The organism is Actinoplanes sp. NPDC000266, assembly GCF_042899005.1.
In the GTDB taxonomy this organism is placed as follows: Bacteria; Actinomycetota; Actinomycetes; order Mycobacteriales; family Micromonosporaceae; genus Actinoplanes.
The window spans coordinates 702933-719472 of record NZ_JBIAZI010000005.1 but is presented as its reverse complement, the minus strand read 5'-3'; the positions used below and the strand labels follow the sequence as shown (position 1 = coordinate 719472).

The following is a 16540-nucleotide window of genomic DNA, read 5'->3' as shown; positions in this document are numbered from 1 at the left end:
CGCGCTCCATCACCAAGATCACGGGGAAGCTCATCATGTCCTTCACTGCCCGGCCACCGCGCGCCTGGGAGGTACACACCAATGCCACCCTGGCCGCGATCCTGGCCACCGCGCTGCTCAGCGTCGCCGCCGCCGTCACCAATCTGAGTCTGCGCTCGTGGGTGCTGGCCGGAGGCGAGGGCGAGGTCTCCTGGCTGGCCTCCACGACCCTCGAGAACATCGACGCCGTCAACCTCCTGGCCACGGCGCTCGTCGTGGCCTACGTCGGAACGTACCTCTGGTGGCGCAAGAAGACCCTGGAGATCCTCCATCGGATCGGCGCCGGGCCGGCCCTGTTGCGGCACTGGTCGATGAACGCCTGGGGCATGTGCCTCGTACTGTCGATCGTGGTGTCGCTGCTGAGCAGCAATGACGCGCTGGCCACAATGCTCGGCTGGGAGGCGGCCATCCAGGCGATCCGCGTCGCCGGTCTGGCTTTCCTGCTGTACGGCGTCTGGCAGCTCCGCCTGACCATCCGCCGCGCGGTCGCCGACGCGGGAGTGGCCTTCCGGATCGGCGACACGGGCACGGCCGTCGCGAAGCCGGTCCCGGCCCAGCCGCTGCCCCCGGTGACACGCGCGGAGACGCCCACCGGCCTGCCACTGGCCGACGACGCCTTCTGGGAGGGCGTAGGCCGGTTGGCCGCGGAGGCCGGCGCGGAACTGGCCCTGCTGGAGACGACCGAGGGCGTGGCCCGCCGTTGGGCCCTGATCCCGGCGACCGGAGACGTGACCGCGCTGCGCGCCGCCGTACCGCCCGGAGCGATCGTCACCGTCTATCCGGAGCCGCCGTCCGAGGCCACGCCCGATGACTTCACCCCGGCCGAGGCCGAGGAGTATTACGGCTTCCTGGAGGACGCCGCCTCGGGCTCTCTCTGGTACCAGACGGTCCGCCCCAACCGCGTCCCGGCGTTCCTGGCCCGCACGCGCTCGGCCCGCCGCTGGGCCCTTTACCCGGCCACGTCTTCTACAGCTCTCACCGCGATCACCCCCGAGCCGGCCCCCGCCACGGACGCCTGACACCGGCCCCGGCGCCCCACGAAGTACACCCGCGCGGCGCGCCATCCACGAAGCACGCTGAACATGGCGCGCCGCTCGCGCGGAGAGCGTGGGCGGCGCGATGAGGCCGGGACGGCAGCGGGCCGGCCCGCCCTTGTCGCAGGACAGCCCGGCGGCCGCGGCAGGGAGGCCGGGACGGCAGCACCCGGGCTTGTGGGCCCGGGTGCTGTTCGTCGATTCGTACTATTTCTTGATGGTTTAAGAAAGACGCTGCAGGATCAGCTCGCGGACGGACTTGGCGTCGGCCTGGCCTCGCGTTGTCTTCATGACCGCGCCGACCAGGGCGCCGGCGGCGGCTACCTTGCCCTCGCGGATCTTGGCGGCGATGTCGGGGTTGGCGGCGATGGCCTCGTCGACGGCGGCGGTCAGGGCACCCGTGTCGGAGACGACCTCGAGGCCCCGCGCGGCCATGACCGCGGCCGGGTCGCCCTCGCCGGCCACGACGCCCTCGAGCACCGTGCGGGCCAGCTTGTCGTTGAGCTTGCCCTCGTCGACCAGCTTCTGCAGGGCCGCGACCTGCGCCGGCGTGGCGCCGACCTCGGCCAGCTCGACACCCGTCTCGTTGGCGCGGCGGGCCAGCTCGCCCATCCACCACTTGCGGGCGCCCGCGGGGGACGCGCCGGCCGCGATGGTCTGCTCGATCAGCTCGACGGCGCCCGCGTTGGCCACGGACTGCATGTCGACCGCGCTGATGCCCCACTCCTCGCCGAGCCGGGCCCGCTTGGCGCTGGGCCGCTCGGGCAGGGCCGCCTTGAGCTCGGCCACCCACGCCGGGTCGGGCGCGATCGGCACGAGGTCGGGCTCGGGGAAGTAGCGGTAGTCGGTCGCCGTCTCCTTGGAGCGGCCGGGGCTGGTGTCGCCGCGGTCCTCGTGGAAGTGGCGGGTCTCCTGCACGATGCGGCCGCCCTCGTCGAGCACCGACGTCTGCCGGATGATCTCGGAGCGGACAGCGCGCTCGACGGAACGCAGCGAGTTGACGTTCTTCGTCTCGGTGCGGGTGCCCCACTCGGCGCCCGGCTTGTTGAGCGAGGTGTTGACGTCGCAGCGCAGCGAGCCCTGCTCCATGCGCACGTCGGAGACGCCGAGCGAGCGGATGATGTCGCGCAGCTCGGACACGTAGGCCCGCGCGATCTCAGGGGCGAGCGCGCCCAGGCCGGGAACCGGCTTGGTGACGATCTCGACCAGCGGGATGCCGGCCCGGTTGTAGTCGACCAGCGACTCGGTGGCGCCCTGGATACGGCCGGTCGCGCCGCCGACGTGCAGGGTCTTGCCCGTGTCCTCCTCGAGGTGGACACGCTCGATGCCGATGCGGTAGCTGGTGCCCTCGTATTCGACGTCGACATAGCCGTCGACGCACAGCGGCTCGTCGTACTGCGAGGTCTGGAAGTTCTTCGGCATGTCGGGGTAGAAGTAGTTCTTCCGCGCCATGCGGCACCAGGTGGCGATGTCGCAGTTGAGCGCGAGCCCGATCCGGATGGTCGCCTCGATGCCGGCCCGGTTGGCCACCGGCAGCGCGCCCGGCAGGGCCAGGCAGACGGGGCAGACCTGCGTGTTGGGCTCGGCGCCGAAATCGGTGCGGCAGCCGCAGAACATCTTGGTGGCCGTGCCCAGCTCGACGTGGGTCTCGAGGCCGATGACCGGCTCGTAACGCGAAATGGCGTCCTCGTATGAGGGCAGCACGGTGGTGGTCATGCGGTGAGCTCCCAGGTGAAGGACCGGCGAGTGAACGGCTTTAAGAGTAGTGGGCCCCACCGACAGAATTTCGGGTGACCCAGGACCACCCCCACAGCGGGGTACGGTTCCCGCCCATGCGACGCGTTCCCCTCGCCGTCGTCGCTGTCACGGCGATGGTCTCCATCACCGGTTGCGACGGCACGCCCACCCCCGCACCCACCGCACCCGCAGCCGCTCCCTCCGCGCCGTCGGCGCCGGACCGGGAATCCGCGGTCGACTACGCGCAGTGGCAGGCCGGCGCCTCGAAGCCGGTCGCCGACAATCTCTACCCGGCGCACGGCACCGACGCCCTCGACGTTCTGCACTACGGCCTCGAGCTGGCCTGGCAGCCCACCACCACAACCCTTACCGGCACGGCCACGTTGCGGATCCGTCCCACCGCCGACGCCGCACAGATCGAACTCGACTTCAAGCCGTACGTCCTGGACGAGGTCACCGTGGACGGCGTGGCGGCGAAAGGCGCGAAGGTGACTGCCGAAAAGCTCGTCGTCCCGGCCACGGTGAAAAGCGACGAGCCGGTCACCCTGACCGTCGGCTACCACGGCAAGCCGGCCACCACCCCGATGCCGTCGCACCGCGGCGACGTCGAGCCGCTCGGCCTGACCGTCACCGAGGACGGCAGCCTCTGGACGATGCAGGAGCCGTTCGGCGCCTTCACCTGGTACCCGGCCAACGACCAGCCGTCCGACAAGGCCCTCTACGACATCGCGGTGACCGTGCCGGCCGGCTGGTCGGCGATCGCGGCCGGCACCCCGGCCGGGCAGAGCGGAAACACGTTCAGATATCGCAGCGGCGACCCGATGGCCTCGTACCTGCAGACCCTGGCCGTCGGCCGATACAAGAAGGTCGCCGCCAAGGGACCGAACGACCTGCCCCTGACGTACTGGTACCGCCCGGGCACCGACGAGCGCCTGCTGCCCTCGCTGAAGAAGTCGCCACAGTTCATCAGCTTCCTGGAGAAGCGCTTCGGCCCCTACCCGTTCCCCACCGGCGGCATCGTCATCGTCGATTCCGCCTCGGGCATGGAGACCCAGCAGATGATCACGATGGGCGGCCGGCCGGCGAGATTCGACCCGGCCGCCTACGAGGAGGACCTTCTCCACGAGTACGCCCACCAGTGGTTCGGCGACTCGGTCACCCCGAGCGGCTGGACCGATCTGTGGCTCAACGAGGGCTGGGCGACGTACACGCAGTTCCTGTACCAGCAGAGCATCGACAAGTTCAGCGACGCCGAGCTGGAGACCTACCTGCGGCGGACCGACGCCTCACTGCGCGCCCGGCTCGGCCCGCCCGGCTCGCCGAGGGCCGCGAACTTCGCCGAGAGCAACGTCTACATCTGCCCGGCCGCCATGCTGAAGGAGCTGAACGACGCCCTGGGCGACGCGAAGTTCTTCGCGCTGGGCCGGGCGTGGGTGCAGACGCAGAAGAACACCCAGCAGGACCGGGCGTCGTTCATCGCCTTCGTCAACAAGCAGACCGGCCAGGACTTCACCAAGCTGATCGACAACTGGCTGGACGGGAAGTCCACCCCTAAATGAGGCGCCGATAGCCCATGTCGGTGAGTGCGCTGATCGTCTGCCGCTCGAAAGCGGCGAACGACGGCACCTCCCGCAGCACATCCAAGGAAACGGACTCGGCGATCTCCTCGAAGAAGTCCTCGATCGAGCGGTTGCGGCGCTGCTCCAACCGCCTGATCGGGATCTTCGGGTCGACGATGGCCTCCACGTCCTTGGGTCGCCTCGGCACGCCCATGTCAGCGTCGGACCACCGAACGCCCAGGGATGAACGCAGCGCATCGCCGTCGGCGAGCAGCCAAGCTTCGTTCGGTGGCCGCTGGTGCTGACGCAGGCTACTGACCTGATCCACATCGACCGGGTCGTCGAACTCGGTCAGGCAGAGGTCTTCGAGCGACCGGTAGAGCAGGAAGGGAAGAAAGCGATCGTCCGAGACGCCCTCGGCGATGAGCGCCGGCTTCAGGTAGCGCATCAGGCTTCCAGCGCCCGGCTGACCTCGAACTCCGCGATCTCCACTGGGCTCATCAGTCGTTCGTTCGGCTCGAGGTTGTCCTGATCGGCGAGTGAGGGCCGCGCGCTTGTCGCGATCAGCCTGGGCTGCGTGATCCGGCTCCGCGATCGCCCCGGAAGGATACGTGAGACTGTGGTGAGGAAGACTGCGTCACCCCGGGTCCCCCGCGCGTCGACCGGCTCCAGGGCGCGAAGGATGGCCGGGGAATGACTGGTCAGAAGCAGCTGGGTGAGCGGGGCCGACGGGTCGTCGGCCCGGCGCTCGACCGCCCTGTAGACGACTGATCGCAGACGCTGGACCAAGGTGATGAGCCGCTGCGGATAGATGCCGTTCTCCGGCTCCTCGAAGCAGAGGAGACCCGAGTTCTCCGGGTCGTAGGCCGCCGTCAGCAAAGCGGCGGCCCTGAGAGTGCCGTCGGACGCGACCCGAGCGGAGACTGCCTCGCCGCGGCCGCGCGCCCGGAACTCGATCTCGCGGCGTCGCCGCTTGACGTCCTCGTCTACCCGAACGCCGCTGACGTCGGAGATGACGCTCGCCAGGTCGGCCGACACGTCGCCGAGCAGACCCTCAGGCTGCTCGGCGTTCCCGGTGGTTTCCGCGATGCGATGCAACGTGTTCGGCAAGTGGGATCCGTTCGCGCCGAGCGCGGACGGATCGTCGAAATCGTCGGGACGGCGCAGCGCCACCGGATCGAGGTGCAACTGCCGCCACGACTCCAGTTCGTGCCTCAACGCGAACGCCGTCGGGTTCTGCACCGCCGTGCCGATGACGGACAGCACGGTCGCACTGGCATTTCCGGCCGGAATCTGCACGGCCGGCCCTCGACCGTCGGGCGCCCAGATCCGGAAGCGCTGGGATCGCGGGTCCGTGTCCAGGAACGTGAGAGGAGCCTCGCTCGCGCGGTCACCGATCAGCCGATCCGCGAACGCGGGGAACCGGCTGGTCCACCGGTCTTCGGTGGCCGGCAGGGAACGAAGGGACTCGTTCGTGACGTACGGCCGGGAACCGGCCTGCGCCGTCCGCAACTGAATAGTCAGTTCGTACCGGACGCGCGCCGCCGACACCGAGACGGTCTCACCGAAGGCATCAGTGACGTGGCTGTCGAGCAGAGCCTCCACCGCGAAGCGCATCTCTCCGTCGGCGTGACCCGCGGAGTCCCTGTGGAACAGTTCGCTCAGGTCTCCACGAATGTCCTGAGCAGCCTCCGCCACCGGTTCGGAAGCCAGCCGTGAGAGGAACCGAAGCGCGTCGAACAGGTTCGATTTACCCGTTCCGTTTCGCCCCAGAACCACCAGGAACGGTGGCAGATCCAGGGCGAAATCGCGGAACGTCTTGAACCCGTCGATCTCGATCCGAGTAAGCACTTCGGCCCCTCCCGAAGGCGGCTAATTCATCACAGCGCGGGCGGGGTGAAGGTGCCGACCGCCGACTCCAGGGCGGCCGCGACGCGGTACATCCTGTCGTCGGCCATGGTCGGGGCCATCACCTGGAAGCCGACCGGCAGGCCCTCGGAGAGACCGCACGGCACCGAGATGGCCGGGCCGCCGTACAGGTTCGTCGGGATCGTGAACAGGTCGGCCAGGTACATCTGGTAGGGGTCGCTGGTGCGCGAGCCGAACGGGAACGCGACGAACGGCGTGGTCGGGGAGACCAGCACGTCGACCTTCTCGAAGGCCGACTCGAAGTCGCGGGTGATCAGCGTGCGGACCTTCTGGGCCTGGCCGTAGTACGCGTCGTAGTAGCCGGACGAGAGCGCGTACGTGCCCAGGATGATGCGGCGCTTCACCTCGGGACCGAAGCCGGCCTCGCGGGTCAGCGACATGACCTCCTCGAGCGAGTGGTTGCCGTCGTCGCCGACGCGCAGGCCGTAGCGGACGCCGTCGAAGCGGGCCAGGTTCGACGAGGCCTCGCTCGGGGCGATCAGGTAGTAGGCCGGCAGCGCGTACTGGAAGTGCGGGCACGAGACCTCGACGACCTCGGCGCCCAGCTTGACCAGGGCCTCGAGCGACTCGTGGAACGCGGCCAGCACGCCCGGCTCGGAGCCGTCGCCGGCGAACTCCTTGACCAGGCCCAGCTTGACGCCGGCCAGGTCACCCGAGCTGCCGCGGCGGGCGGCGGCGACCACGTCGGGCACCGGCTGCGGGATCGAGGTGGAGTCGCGCGGGTCGTGGCCGGCGATCACCGAGTGGAGCAGGGCCGCGTCCTCGACGGTGCGGGCGCAGGGCCCGGGGGTGTCGAGCGACGACGAGAAGGCGATGAGGCCGTAGCGCGAGGTGCCGCCGTACGTCGGCTTGGCCCCGACCGTGCCGGTGACCGCGCCGGGCTGGCGGATCGAGCCGCCGGTGTCGGTGCCGATGGCGAGCGGGGCCTCGTACGCGGCCAAGGCCGCCGCGCTGCCGCCGCCCGAGCCGCCGGGGATGCGCCCCAGGTCCCACGGGTTGTTCGTGGGGCCGTACGCCGAATATTCCGTGGAGGAGCCCATCGCGAACTCGTCCATGTTGGTCTTGCCGAGCATCACCGTGCCGGCCGCGCGCAGCCGCTCGACCAGCGTCGCGTCGTACGGCGGAACCCAGCCCTCGAGGATCTTCGAGGCGGCGGTGGTCGGCACGCCCTTGGTGGCGATGACGTCCTTGACGGCGATCGGCACGCCGGCCAGCGGCCCGGTGACCTCGCCCCGGTCGACCTTCGCGGCCGCGGCGAGCGCGCCCTCGCGGTCGACGTGCAGGAACGCGTGCACACGCTCGTCGACCGCGTCGATCCGGTCGAGGTGGGCCTGCGCGACCTCGACGGCCGAGGCCTCCTTGGAGGCGATGGCCGAAGCGAGCTGGGCCGCCGTCATTTTGGTCAGATCGGTCACGGCGGTCAGTCCTCCTCGTCCAGGATCCGCGGCACCCGGAAACGGCCCTCGTAGGCGTCGGGCGCCCCGGAGAGCGCCTCCTCCTGCGTCAGGCACGGCGTCGGGACATCATCGCGGTACACATTCGTCAGCGGCACGGAGTGCGACGTAGGCGGGATGTCATCCGCCGCCACGTCACCGATCCGGGCAACGGACTGGAGGATCACGTCGAGCTGCCCCGCGAACCGATCCAGTTCCTCCTCGGTCACGGCGAGCCGCGACAGGCGCGCCAGATGCGCGACCTCTTCGCGGGAGATGGCGGCCATCCTGCCCTACTTTCTCGAAACGACGCAGACCTAGGGAGTCTATTTCGCCCGGCCGCAGCGATGACTGCCGGGACCATCAAAGATCAAGAGCTTGATGTCGTAGCGGGGTGGTGCGTACGGACCGCCGCTCCCGCCGAGGGCCGCGCCGGGGCGAGCTGGGCGCTGGCGCGCCCAGAACGCTCACCCCGCCACGGCGACGTGCGTGAGCGGTTGCGCCCATCCTGCACCCCCGCGACAGACGCACAGCGAGTTGTCCACAGTTCTGGCGTTGTCCACAGGCGCTCGTTTTCTCACGCGCCGACATGGTCGGCTCGTGGTAGATACGCACGCAGGGGAAGCCGGGAGGGTGAACGCTGGGGCAGGCCAGGCGAGTGAGCGCGCTGGGCACGCCGGACGGGTGGGCGCGCTGGGCAGGCCGGGCGAGTCGGCGCGCAGGGCACGCCGAGCGGGTGGGCGCGCTGGGCACGCCGGACGGGTGGGCGCGCTGGGCAGGCCGGGCGGGGCAGGCGGTCACTGCGTGCTGGGGAGGGCCGGGCGGGGCAGGCGGACCGGGCGGTAGCGGGAGAGCCAGACGGCCAGGTCGGGGGCGGGCATGGGGCGGGCGTGGAACCAGCCCTGGGCGGCGTGGCAGCCGGCCTCGGCCAGCAGGCGCCATGTGCGCTCGTCCTCCACGCCCTCGGCCACGGCGCGCAGGCCCAGCGCCTCGGCCAGATCGATCACCGAGCGGACGATCGCGGCGTCGCCCCGGTCGGTGGCCATGCCCAGGACGAACGAGCGGTCGATCTTCACCTCGGCCAGGGGCAGGCGGCGCAGGTGCTGGAGCGACGAATATCCGGTGCCGAAGTCGTCCAGGGAGATGGCGATGCCCATCCGGTCGAGGCGGGTGATCGTGTTCAGCACCCGGTGCGGGTCGGCCATCAGCGCGCTCTCAGTGATCTCCAGCTGGAGCAGGTCGGCCGGGACGGCGTACTCCCGCAAGAGATCTTCGACCCGATCGGCTATGTCACCGGCGTGCAGGTCGCGGGCGCTCACGTTGACCGCGGCCCGCATCGGGTGCCCGGCCTCGCGCCACTGCGCGAGCTGGGCGATCACGTCGTGCAGCACCCGCTCGGTCAGCAACCGCATCACCGGGGTGGGCTCGGCCACCCGGATCAGCTCCTCCGGCCCGACCAGGCCCCGCTCCGGGTGCCGCCAGCGCAGCAGCGCCTCGACCCCGACCACCTCGCCGGTCGCGATGGCGATCTGCGGCTGGTAGAAGAGCGTGATCCCGTCGTCGGGCGCGTCCTCGCGCAGCGCGTGCCGCAGGTCGGCCAGCAGGGCGAGCCGGTCGGGCGAGTGGTGGGCCGCGTCCGGACCGTAGACGGCGACCTGGTCCCCGCGCTGCTTGGCGTCGTACATGGCGGTCTCGGCCTGCCGCAGCAGCGTCGAACCGTCGCCGCCCGGCTCCCGCTGCAACGCGATCCCGATCGAGGCGGACACGTCGACCGGCATGCCGTCGAAGGCGAACGGCCGGTTCAGGGCCTCGGCCAGGTGGTGCGCTATGCGGCGCGCCCCCGGCGCCCCGTCGACCCGGGTGGCGAGCACGGCGAACTCGTCCCCGCCGAGCCGTACGACCAGATCGTGGGCGGGAACCACCGCCGCCAGCCGCCGCGCGACCTCCACGAGCAGGCGGTCGCCCACGCTGTGCCCGAGGGCGTCGTTCACCGTACGGAACCGGTCGAGGTCGAGAAGCAGAAGCGCGAGCCGCTTCCCCCGCCCCTGCGAAAGGACGGAGGCGTGCAGCGCCCGCCGGTTGGGCAGCCCGGTCAGCGCGTCCACGCGCGAGGCCCGCTCGAACTCCCCGGCCGACCGGACCATCCGGTGCACGGCGTGCAGAGCAAGCAGGACCAGGGGCACGAAGGCGAGCCCGACCTGGGCGGTGGCCAGGACCACCGGCCCGAGCAGCAGCAGGGCCCCGGTGGCCAGCACCTCGACCCCACGCTGGCGCCATCGCGCCCGCGAAGCAGGTCGTTCCGCCCGCGGCGCCACGGCGCGGGCCACGATCGCCGCCAGCCCGTAGCGGGCGACGATCCACGCGCTGGCCGCGGCCACGGTCAGAAGAGCGTCGTCCCAGTCGTAGCGGGGCCCGATCCGCAACGAGACGACCGCGGCCACCGCGCTGGTGGCCGCCAGCGCGACCGCGTGCTGAAGGGCCAGATGAAGAGTCCGCCGGACCGGCTGCCGCATCCGCACGCCCGCCACCGCCACGGCGACGACCTGAACCGCCAGCGCCGCCCCGAACCCCCACGCCAGCGCGATGGCGAAGGTGAAGCAGATCGAGGGCAGGATCACCGAGCTGGCCCGCCGATTGGCGACGACGTACGGCCGGGCGTCGACCACGACGGCCAGGGCCCCCATGAGCCAGTAGGCCGCCGGCAGCTCCGCGAACCCGTCGCGCCCCGCGACCCAGACCAGCCCGTCGACCACAAGCGCCAGCGCCCCGGTGACGATCAGCGCCCGCCGCCGCTTGGGCCCGCGCAGCCGCTCATCGCCCTCGTCCACGCTCCCACCCCTGACATGCCGGGGCTCGGCATGGCTGGGCTGGGCATGACTGGGCTGGGCATGACTGGGCTGGGCATGACTGGGCTCGGCCAGGCGGCGGTTCGCCGTGGAGTTGCGGGGGCGTGCGGCGTCCATGCGACCTCCACCATGGCGTCGATCAACCGATCGTTCTCACGATAGATCCACATGGTCTTTTCGCCGCGAAACCGCTTTGCCGTTATCAAATCGGCATAAGCCCTCAAACGTGCAATAAACCCAAATTACCTCCTTCGAGTGACACCGTCATTTCGCGTCGCCCCCGATTTCGGCCACCTCGCGGGCCGCGTCCGGCCCGTCGGCCAGCAGGACCGCGAAGCCCTCCTCGTCGAGCACCGGAACCTTGAGCGAGAGGGCCTTGTCGTACTTGCTCCCGGGGTTGTCGCCCACCACGACGAAGGCCGTCTTTTTGGAGACGGAACCGCTCACCTTGCCGCCCCGGGAGGTGACGGCCTCGGTCGCCTGGTCGCGGGAGTAGGTGGCGAGCGTCCCGGTCACGACGAGAGTCATGCCCTCGAGCGGGCGCGGCCCCTCGTCGACCCGCTCATCGGCCATCCGGACACCGGCCTCGCGCCACCTCCGGACGATCTCGCGATGCCAGTCGACGGTGAACCACTCGCGCAGGCTCTCGGCGATCGTCGGCCCGACGCCCTCCACGGAGGACAGCACATCGGGCTGGGCCTTGACCTTGGCGGCGTCCGCGGTCTCGGCGCCGGCCGCCTCGACCGCCGCCGCCTCCTCGTCGCTGCCGGGCGGGGCGGCGACGATGGCCTCGATCGCCTCCATCGAGCCGAACTGGCGAGCCAGGGCCTGCGCCGCGGTGGGCCCGACGTGGCGGATCGAGAGGGCGACCAGCACGCGCCACAGTGGACGATCCTTGGCGCCTTCGAGGTTCTCCAGGAGCTTCACCGCGTTCGTGCCCAGGCTGCCGTCCTGGTTGACGAAGAACGGCGACTGCCGCAACTGCTCCTCGGTCAGCGAGAACAGCTCGCCCTCGTCGGTGATGACGCCGGAGTCGAGCAGGGCCTGCGCCGCCTTGTAGCCGAGCACCTCGATGTCGAACGCGCCCCGGCCGGCCAGGTGGAAGACCCGCTCGCGGAGCTGGGCCGGGCAGGACCGTGTGTTGGGGCACCGGATGTCGATGTCGCTTTCCTTCGCCGGCGCCAGCTTGGTGCCGCAGGCGGGGCAATGGGTCGGCATCACGAACGGGTGCGCGTCGTCCGGCCGCAGATCGACGACGGGGCCGAGCACCTCGGGAATGACGTCGCCCGCCTTGCGCAGCACGATCGTGTCGCCGATCAGCACGCCCTTGCGCTCGACCTCGCGCGCGTTGTGCAGCGTGGCCTGCGCGACCGTGGATCCGGCCACCTTGACCGGCTCGAGGACCGCGAACGGCGTCACCCGGCCGGTGCGGCCGACGTTCACCGCGATGTCGAGGAGCTTGGTCGTGACCTCCTCGGGCGGGTATTTGTAGGCGATCGCCCAGCGCGGCGCCCGCGACGTGGAGCCCAGACGGCCCTGGATGGCGACCGAGTCGCACTTGATGACCACGCCGTCGATCTCGTGCTCGACGTCGTGGCGATGCTCGCCGTAGTAGGCGATGAACTCGCGGATGCCGTCGAGGCCGTCGACCAGTTTCCAGCGGGAGCTGGTGGGCAGACCCCAGGACTTCAGGGCCTCGTACGCATGCGACTGCGACGCCGGCGTGAAACCCTCCCGCGCGCCGATGCCGTGCACGACCATGCGCAGACCACGCGAGGCGGTGACGCGCGGGTCCTTCTGCCGGAGGCTGCCGGCGGCCGCGTTGCGCGGGTTGGCGAACGGCGCCTTGCCCTGCTCGACCAGCGACGCGTTGAGGTCGGCGAACGCGGACACCGGGAAATAGATCTCGCCGCGCACCTCGAGCAGGTCGGGCGGGTTGTCGCCGGCCAGCCGCTCGGGGATCTCGCGGATCGTGCGAACGTTCGACGTCACGTCCTCACCGGTGCGCCCGTCGCCCCGGGTGGCGCCGCGGACGAGACGGCCCTTCTCGTACGTCAGATTGATCGCCAGACCGTCGACCTTGAGCTCACAGATGAACTCGACCGGACCGCCGGCGTCGCGCACCGTGCGGTCGACCCACCCGCTGAGCTCGCCGTCGTCGAAGACGTTGTCGAGCGAGAGCATGCGCTCGGCGTGCTCGACCGGGGTGAACAGCGTGGAGAAGGTGCCGCCCACGTTCTGCGTCGGCGAGTCGGGGGTGCGCAGCGCCGGGAACTCGGTCTCGATCGCCTCGAGCTCGCGCAGCAGCTTGTCGAACTCGGCGTCGGAGACGGTCGGCGCGTCGAGCACGTAATAGCGATATTGATGACCGCGCAGCTCGTCGCTCAGCTCGGCGTGGCGGGCGCTCGCCTCGGGCGTCGGATCCTTGCCGGCGGCGGCCTCCTGCTCGGCGGTCGGACCGGCGACGACGGCCTCGTCGCTCTCCTGCCGTTTGGACTGCTCAGACACCGTGACCCCCTAGCTCGACCTTCTAGGGGGAACGGTAGTCGCCACCTCTGACATTTTTGTGACCCGGCCGCGCCGCGCCGGATCAGACTTCGGCCAGCCTCCGGGCGGCCTCACGGCAGGCGGTCAGAGCCTCTCGCGCGTACGGCACGGGCGCCCCGGCCAGCCCGCAGGCCGGCGTGATGACGACCTGCTCCGGCAACCGGGCCGCCGGGAACCCGAGCCGCTTCCACAGCGTCGAGACCCGCTCGGCCGTACGCTTGCCGGCCGTCGACGGGTCGCCCGCGGAAGCCGCGCCGGTCGACGGCACAGCGCCCGCGAAGAGCCCGATCCCGGCTTCGATGGCCTCACCCAGCGGGTCGAGATCTTTCAGCAACGCCAGGTCGATCGCGACACCCGCGCTCCCCGCGTCTCTGAAGACCTGCAGGGGTACGCCGGGGGCACAGCAGTGCGCGACCACGGGAACCCCGACGGCGTCGACGATGGCCCGCAGCGCCGTGGCCGCGTCGGGCCCGTCGACCGCCCGGTAGGCGCCGAGCCCACTCTCGGTCGGCACCCTCCCGGCCAGCACGGCCGGCAGCGACGGCTCGTCGATCTGCAGCAGCAGGCTCGCCCGGGGCAGCCGCTTGCGCACCTCGTCGACGTGCTTGCGCAGCCCCTCGGCCAGCGAGTCGGTCAGATCGCGCACGGCGCCCGGATCGCGCAGCAGCCGCCCGCCGATCGGCCGGTCGATGCTCGCCGCCAGCGTCCACGGTCCCGCCGACTGGAGCTTCAGCGTCCCCGTGAACCCCTCACCCTGCTCGGTGAGCTGGTCGAGGTCGCGTTCGAGCAGATCGGCCGTACGCCGGAGGTCCTTCCCCGGCCGCGGCGCCACCTGCCACCGTCCCGCGTAGAGCTGCACCGGCAACTCCACCAGAAAGCCGGCGCTGCGCCCGATCATGTCGGCCCCGGGCCCGCGCGCGGGCAGCTCGGCCAGATGAGGAAGGCCGGGCAGCTCCCCGAAGACGACCCGCTGCGCTTCTTCGATATCCGTGCCCGGCAGCGACCCGATCCCGGTGGCCGCCCCCGCCGGCCAGGGGAATTCAGCCACGGCCGGCCGCCACGGGGGACCGCAGGGCCTCGGAGGCCGTGCCGGCGGTGATGGTGGCCGAGCCGAGGACCACGTCGCCGTCCTCGGAGTCGCGGCGGTAGGCCACGATCGCCTGGCCGGCGGCGACGCCGCGGGCCGGTGAGAGGAGGCGGGCCGTCAAGGCGCCGTCGGCGACTGTCACCACGGCCGGGACCACCTCGCCGTGGGCGCGCAGCTGCACGTCGCACTCGACCGGGGTCTCGGCCCCGTGCCAGATCGGGCGGGTCGCCGTCACCACGTCGACCTCGAGGTCCTCGCGGGAGCCCACCGTCACCGTGTTGGTCACCGGGGTGATCGACAGGACGTAGCGCGGGCGGCCGTCCGCCGCCGGCACCCGGAGGTCGAGGCCCTTGCGCTGGCCCACCGTGTAGGCGTACGCGCCGTTGTGGGTGCCGACCTTTTCGCCCGTGCGGCCGTCGACGATGTCGCCCGGCGCCTCGCCCAGCTTGCGCTGGAGGAAGCCCTTGGTGTCGCCGTCGGCGATGAAGCAGATGTCGTGCGAGTCGGGCTTGTCGGCCACCGCCAGGCCCCGCGCGGCCGCCTCGTCGCGCACCTGCGCCTTCGTCGAGTCGCCGAGCGGGAAGACCGCCCGGGAGAGCTGGTCGCCGGTGAGCACGGCCAGCACGTACGACTGGTCCTTGGCGTCGTCGACGCTGCGGCGCAGCCGGCCGTCGGCGCCCAGGCGGGCGTGGTGGCCGGTGACGACGGCGTCGAAGCCGAGCGCGACCGCCCGGTCGAGCACCGCCTCGAACTTGATCTTCTCGTTGCAGCGGAGGCAGGGATTCGGCGTACGGCCGGCCGCGTATTCCGCGACGAAGTCGTCGACGACGCTCTCGTGGAACTGGTCGGCCATGTCCCAGACGTAGAACGGGATGCCGATCACGTCGGCCGCGCGGCGGGCGTCGCGGGAGTCTTCCAGCGTGCAGCAGCCTCGCGCGCCCGTCCGATAGGTCTGTGGGTTACGCGCCAGCGCCAGGTGCACCCCGGTGACGTCGTGACCGGCGTCGTGGGCGCGCGCGGCGGCAACGGCGGAATCGACTCCGCCCGACATGGCCGCTAGTACTCGCATGCCGCCAAGCCTATCCGGGCCCTCCGACCGTTCAGCGCGGCGTCTTCCAGGCCGTGGCCCGCCGGGCCCGCTCGACCGCGCCGGGCAGGGCCGCCACGAGCGCGTCGATGTCGGCGGTGGTGGAGGTGTGGCCGAGAGTGAAGCGCAGCGACGACCGGGCGCGGTCGTCGTCGGCCCCCATGGCGATCAGCACGTGGCTGGGCTGGGCCACGCCGGCCGAGCAGGCCGAGCCGGTCGAGCAGTAGATGCCCTGGGCGTCGAGCAGCAGCAACAGCGCGTCGCCCTCGCAGCCGGGGAAGCTGAAGTGCGCGTTGCCCGGCAGCCGGTCGCCGGTCGCCCCGTTGCAGATGACGTCGGGGACCGCGGCCCTCACCCGGGCCACCAGGTCGTCGCGGAGGGCGCCGACCCTGGCCGCGTACTCCTCCTGGCTCTTGACCGTCGCCTCGACGGCCGTCGCGAAGGCCACCACCCCAGGCGTGTCGAGCGTGCCCGAGCGGACGTCGCGCTCCTGGCCGCCGCCGTGCAGCAGCGGCGTGCAGGCCACGTCGCGGCCGAGCAGCAGCGCGCCCACCCCGACCGGGCCGCCCACCTTGTGACCGGTGACCGTCATCGCCGCCGCGCCGCTGGCCGTGAAGTCGACCGGCACCTGGCCGACCGCCTGCACCGCGTCGGTGTGGAAGGGGATGCCGGCCGCCGCGGCCAGCGCCGCCAGCTCGTGGACCGGCTGGACCGTGCCCACCTCGTTGTTCGCCCACTGGACGCTGATCACGGCGATCTCGTCCGCATATTGGTCGACGACCGCGGACAGGGCCGACGGGTCGACGCGCCCGCCGGAGTCGACCGGCAGCCAGCTCACCTGGGCGCCCTCGTGGGTGCCGAGCCACTCCACGGCGTCCATGACGGCGTGGTGCTCGACCGCGGACGCCACGACGCGGTTGTGGTTGAGCGAGGACGACCGGCGGGCCCAGAAGATGCCCTTGGCCGCCAGGTTGTCGCTTTCGGTGCCGCCGCTGGTGAAGACCACCTCGGACGGGCGGGCGCCGAGGGCCGCCGCGATGCGCTCGCGGGACTCCTCGACCAGCCGCCGGGCATGCCGGCCGGCCGCGTGCAGGGACGACGGATTGCCGACCTCGCGGGCGGCGGCGACATACGCCTCCAGCGCCTCGGCGAGCATCGGCGTGGTCGCCGCGTGATCCAAGTAGGCCATCACGATGAAGCTTATGCCTGACGAAGAACGGCCCGGCGCACGCGCCGGGCCGT

At 71.4% G+C, this 16540-nt stretch carries 12 protein-coding genes; 2 read left to right on the top strand and 10 right to left on the bottom strand.

What is annotated here, in order from left to right; all coding sequences use genetic code 11:
• The first annotated feature begins 35 nt into the window (after nt 1-35).
• Nucleotides 36-1058: a hypothetical protein gene (locus ACFY36_RS24045; RefSeq protein WP_499748179.1), complete on the top strand. Its 1023-nt coding sequence runs from the start codon at nt 36-38 to the stop codon at nt 1056-1058.
• Nucleotides 1059-1295: 237 nt separating this feature from the next.
• On the opposite strand, the gene gatB is transcribed toward ACFY36_RS24045, so the two are convergent.
• The gene (gene gatB / locus ACFY36_RS24040; RefSeq protein WP_499748178.1) at nt 1296-2789 is read right to left on the bottom strand and encodes an Asp-tRNA(Asn)/Glu-tRNA(Gln) amidotransferase subunit GatB; all 1494 of its coding nucleotides are present in this window, start codon (nt 2787-2789) and stop codon (nt 1296-1298) included.
• Between the two features lie 116 nt (nt 2790-2905).
• On the opposite strand from gatB, the gene ACFY36_RS24035 reads away from it, so the two are divergent.
• Entirely contained in the window at nt 2906-4369 is a 1464-nt protein-coding gene (locus ACFY36_RS24035; protein WP_499748177.1) for a M1 family metallopeptidase, read from the top strand.
• On the opposite strand, the gene ACFY36_RS24030 is transcribed toward ACFY36_RS24035, so the two are convergent.
• The 9 genes from ACFY36_RS24030 to ACFY36_RS23990 all read right to left on the bottom strand — a co-directional run bounded on the left by ACFY36_RS24030 (nt 4362) and on the right by ACFY36_RS23990 (nt 16487).
• Entirely contained in the window at nt 4362-4817 is a 456-nt protein-coding gene (locus ACFY36_RS24030; RefSeq protein ID WP_499748176.1) for a hypothetical protein, read from the bottom strand. The two genes, ACFY36_RS24035 and ACFY36_RS24030, sit on opposite strands and share 8 nt — an antisense overlap.
• Entirely contained in the window at nt 4817-6220 is a 1404-nt protein-coding gene (locus ACFY36_RS24025; protein ID WP_499748175.1) for an AAA family ATPase, read from the bottom strand. The genes ACFY36_RS24030 and ACFY36_RS24025 overlap by 1 nt, the downstream gene beginning before the upstream one ends.
• Before the next feature lie 29 nt (nt 6221-6249).
• Nucleotides 6250-7713, bottom strand: a complete 1464-nt coding sequence (gatA, locus tag ACFY36_RS24020; protein WP_499748174.1) for an Asp-tRNA(Asn)/Glu-tRNA(Gln) amidotransferase subunit GatA — start codon at nt 7711-7713, stop codon at nt 6250-6252.
• Nucleotides 7714-7718: 5 nt separating this feature from the next.
• Entirely contained in the window at nt 7719-8018 is a 300-nt protein-coding gene (gene gatC, locus ACFY36_RS24015; protein ID WP_498691973.1) for an Asp-tRNA(Asn)/Glu-tRNA(Gln) amidotransferase subunit GatC, read from the bottom strand.
• Nucleotides 8019-8528: 510 nt separating this feature from the next.
• Nucleotides 8529-10415: a putative bifunctional diguanylate cyclase/phosphodiesterase gene (locus ACFY36_RS24010; RefSeq protein WP_499748216.1), complete on the bottom strand. Its 1887-nt coding sequence runs from the start codon at nt 10413-10415 to the stop codon at nt 8529-8531.
• Nucleotides 10416-10841: 426 nt separating this feature from the next.
• Nucleotides 10842-13085, bottom strand: a complete 2244-nt coding sequence (ligA, locus tag ACFY36_RS24005; RefSeq protein WP_499748173.1) for an NAD-dependent DNA ligase LigA — start codon at nt 13083-13085, stop codon at nt 10842-10844.
• Nucleotides 13086-13167: 82 nt separating this feature from the next.
• Nucleotides 13168-14172: a methionine synthase gene (locus ACFY36_RS24000; protein WP_499748172.1), complete on the bottom strand. Its 1005-nt coding sequence runs from the start codon at nt 14170-14172 to the stop codon at nt 13168-13170.
• Nucleotides 14165-15280, bottom strand: coding sequence for a tRNA 2-thiouridine(34) synthase MnmA (gene mnmA / locus ACFY36_RS23995; protein ID WP_499748171.1), 1116 nt, complete (start codon nt 15278-15280; stop codon nt 14165-14167). Before mnmA ends, ACFY36_RS24000 begins: the two co-directional genes overlap by 8 nt.
• A gap of 31 nt (nt 15281-15311) precedes the next feature.
• Entirely contained in the window at nt 15312-16487 is a 1176-nt protein-coding gene (locus ACFY36_RS23990; protein ID WP_499748170.1) for a cysteine desulfurase family protein, read from the bottom strand.
• Nucleotides 16488-16540: the final 53 nt, after the last annotated feature.

What these genes read in the sequence shown, in the direction of transcription:
- ACFY36_RS24045 (WP_499748179.1), top strand. Translation starts at nt 36, where the DNA reads ATGTCCTTCACTGCCCGGCCACCGCGCGCCTGGGAGGTACACACCAAT.
- gatB (WP_499748178.1), bottom strand. Translation starts at nt 2,789, where the DNA reads ATGACCACCACCGTGCTGCCCTCATACGAGGACGCCATTTCGCGTTAC.
- ACFY36_RS24035 (WP_499748177.1), top strand. Translation starts at nt 2,906, where the DNA reads ATGCGACGCGTTCCCCTCGCCGTCGTCGCTGTCACGGCGATGGTCTCC.
- ACFY36_RS24030 (WP_499748176.1), bottom strand. Translation starts at nt 4,817, where the DNA reads ATGCGCTACCTGAAGCCGGCGCTCATCGCCGAGGGCGTCTCGGACGAT.
- gatC (WP_498691973.1), bottom strand. Translation starts at nt 8,018, where the DNA reads ATGGCCGCCATCTCCCGCGAAGAGGTCGCGCATCTGGCGCGCCTGTCG.
- ACFY36_RS24010 (WP_499748216.1), bottom strand. Translation starts at nt 10,415, where the DNA reads ATGGGGGCCCTGGCCGTCGTGGTCGACGCCCGGCCGTACGTCGTCGCC.
- mnmA (WP_499748171.1), bottom strand. Translation starts at nt 15,280, where the DNA reads ATGCGAGTACTAGCGGCCATGTCGGGCGGAGTCGATTCCGCCGTTGCC.
- ACFY36_RS23990 (WP_499748170.1), bottom strand. Translation starts at nt 16,487, where the DNA reads ATGGCCTACTTGGATCACGCGGCGACCACGCCGATGCTCGCCGAGGCG.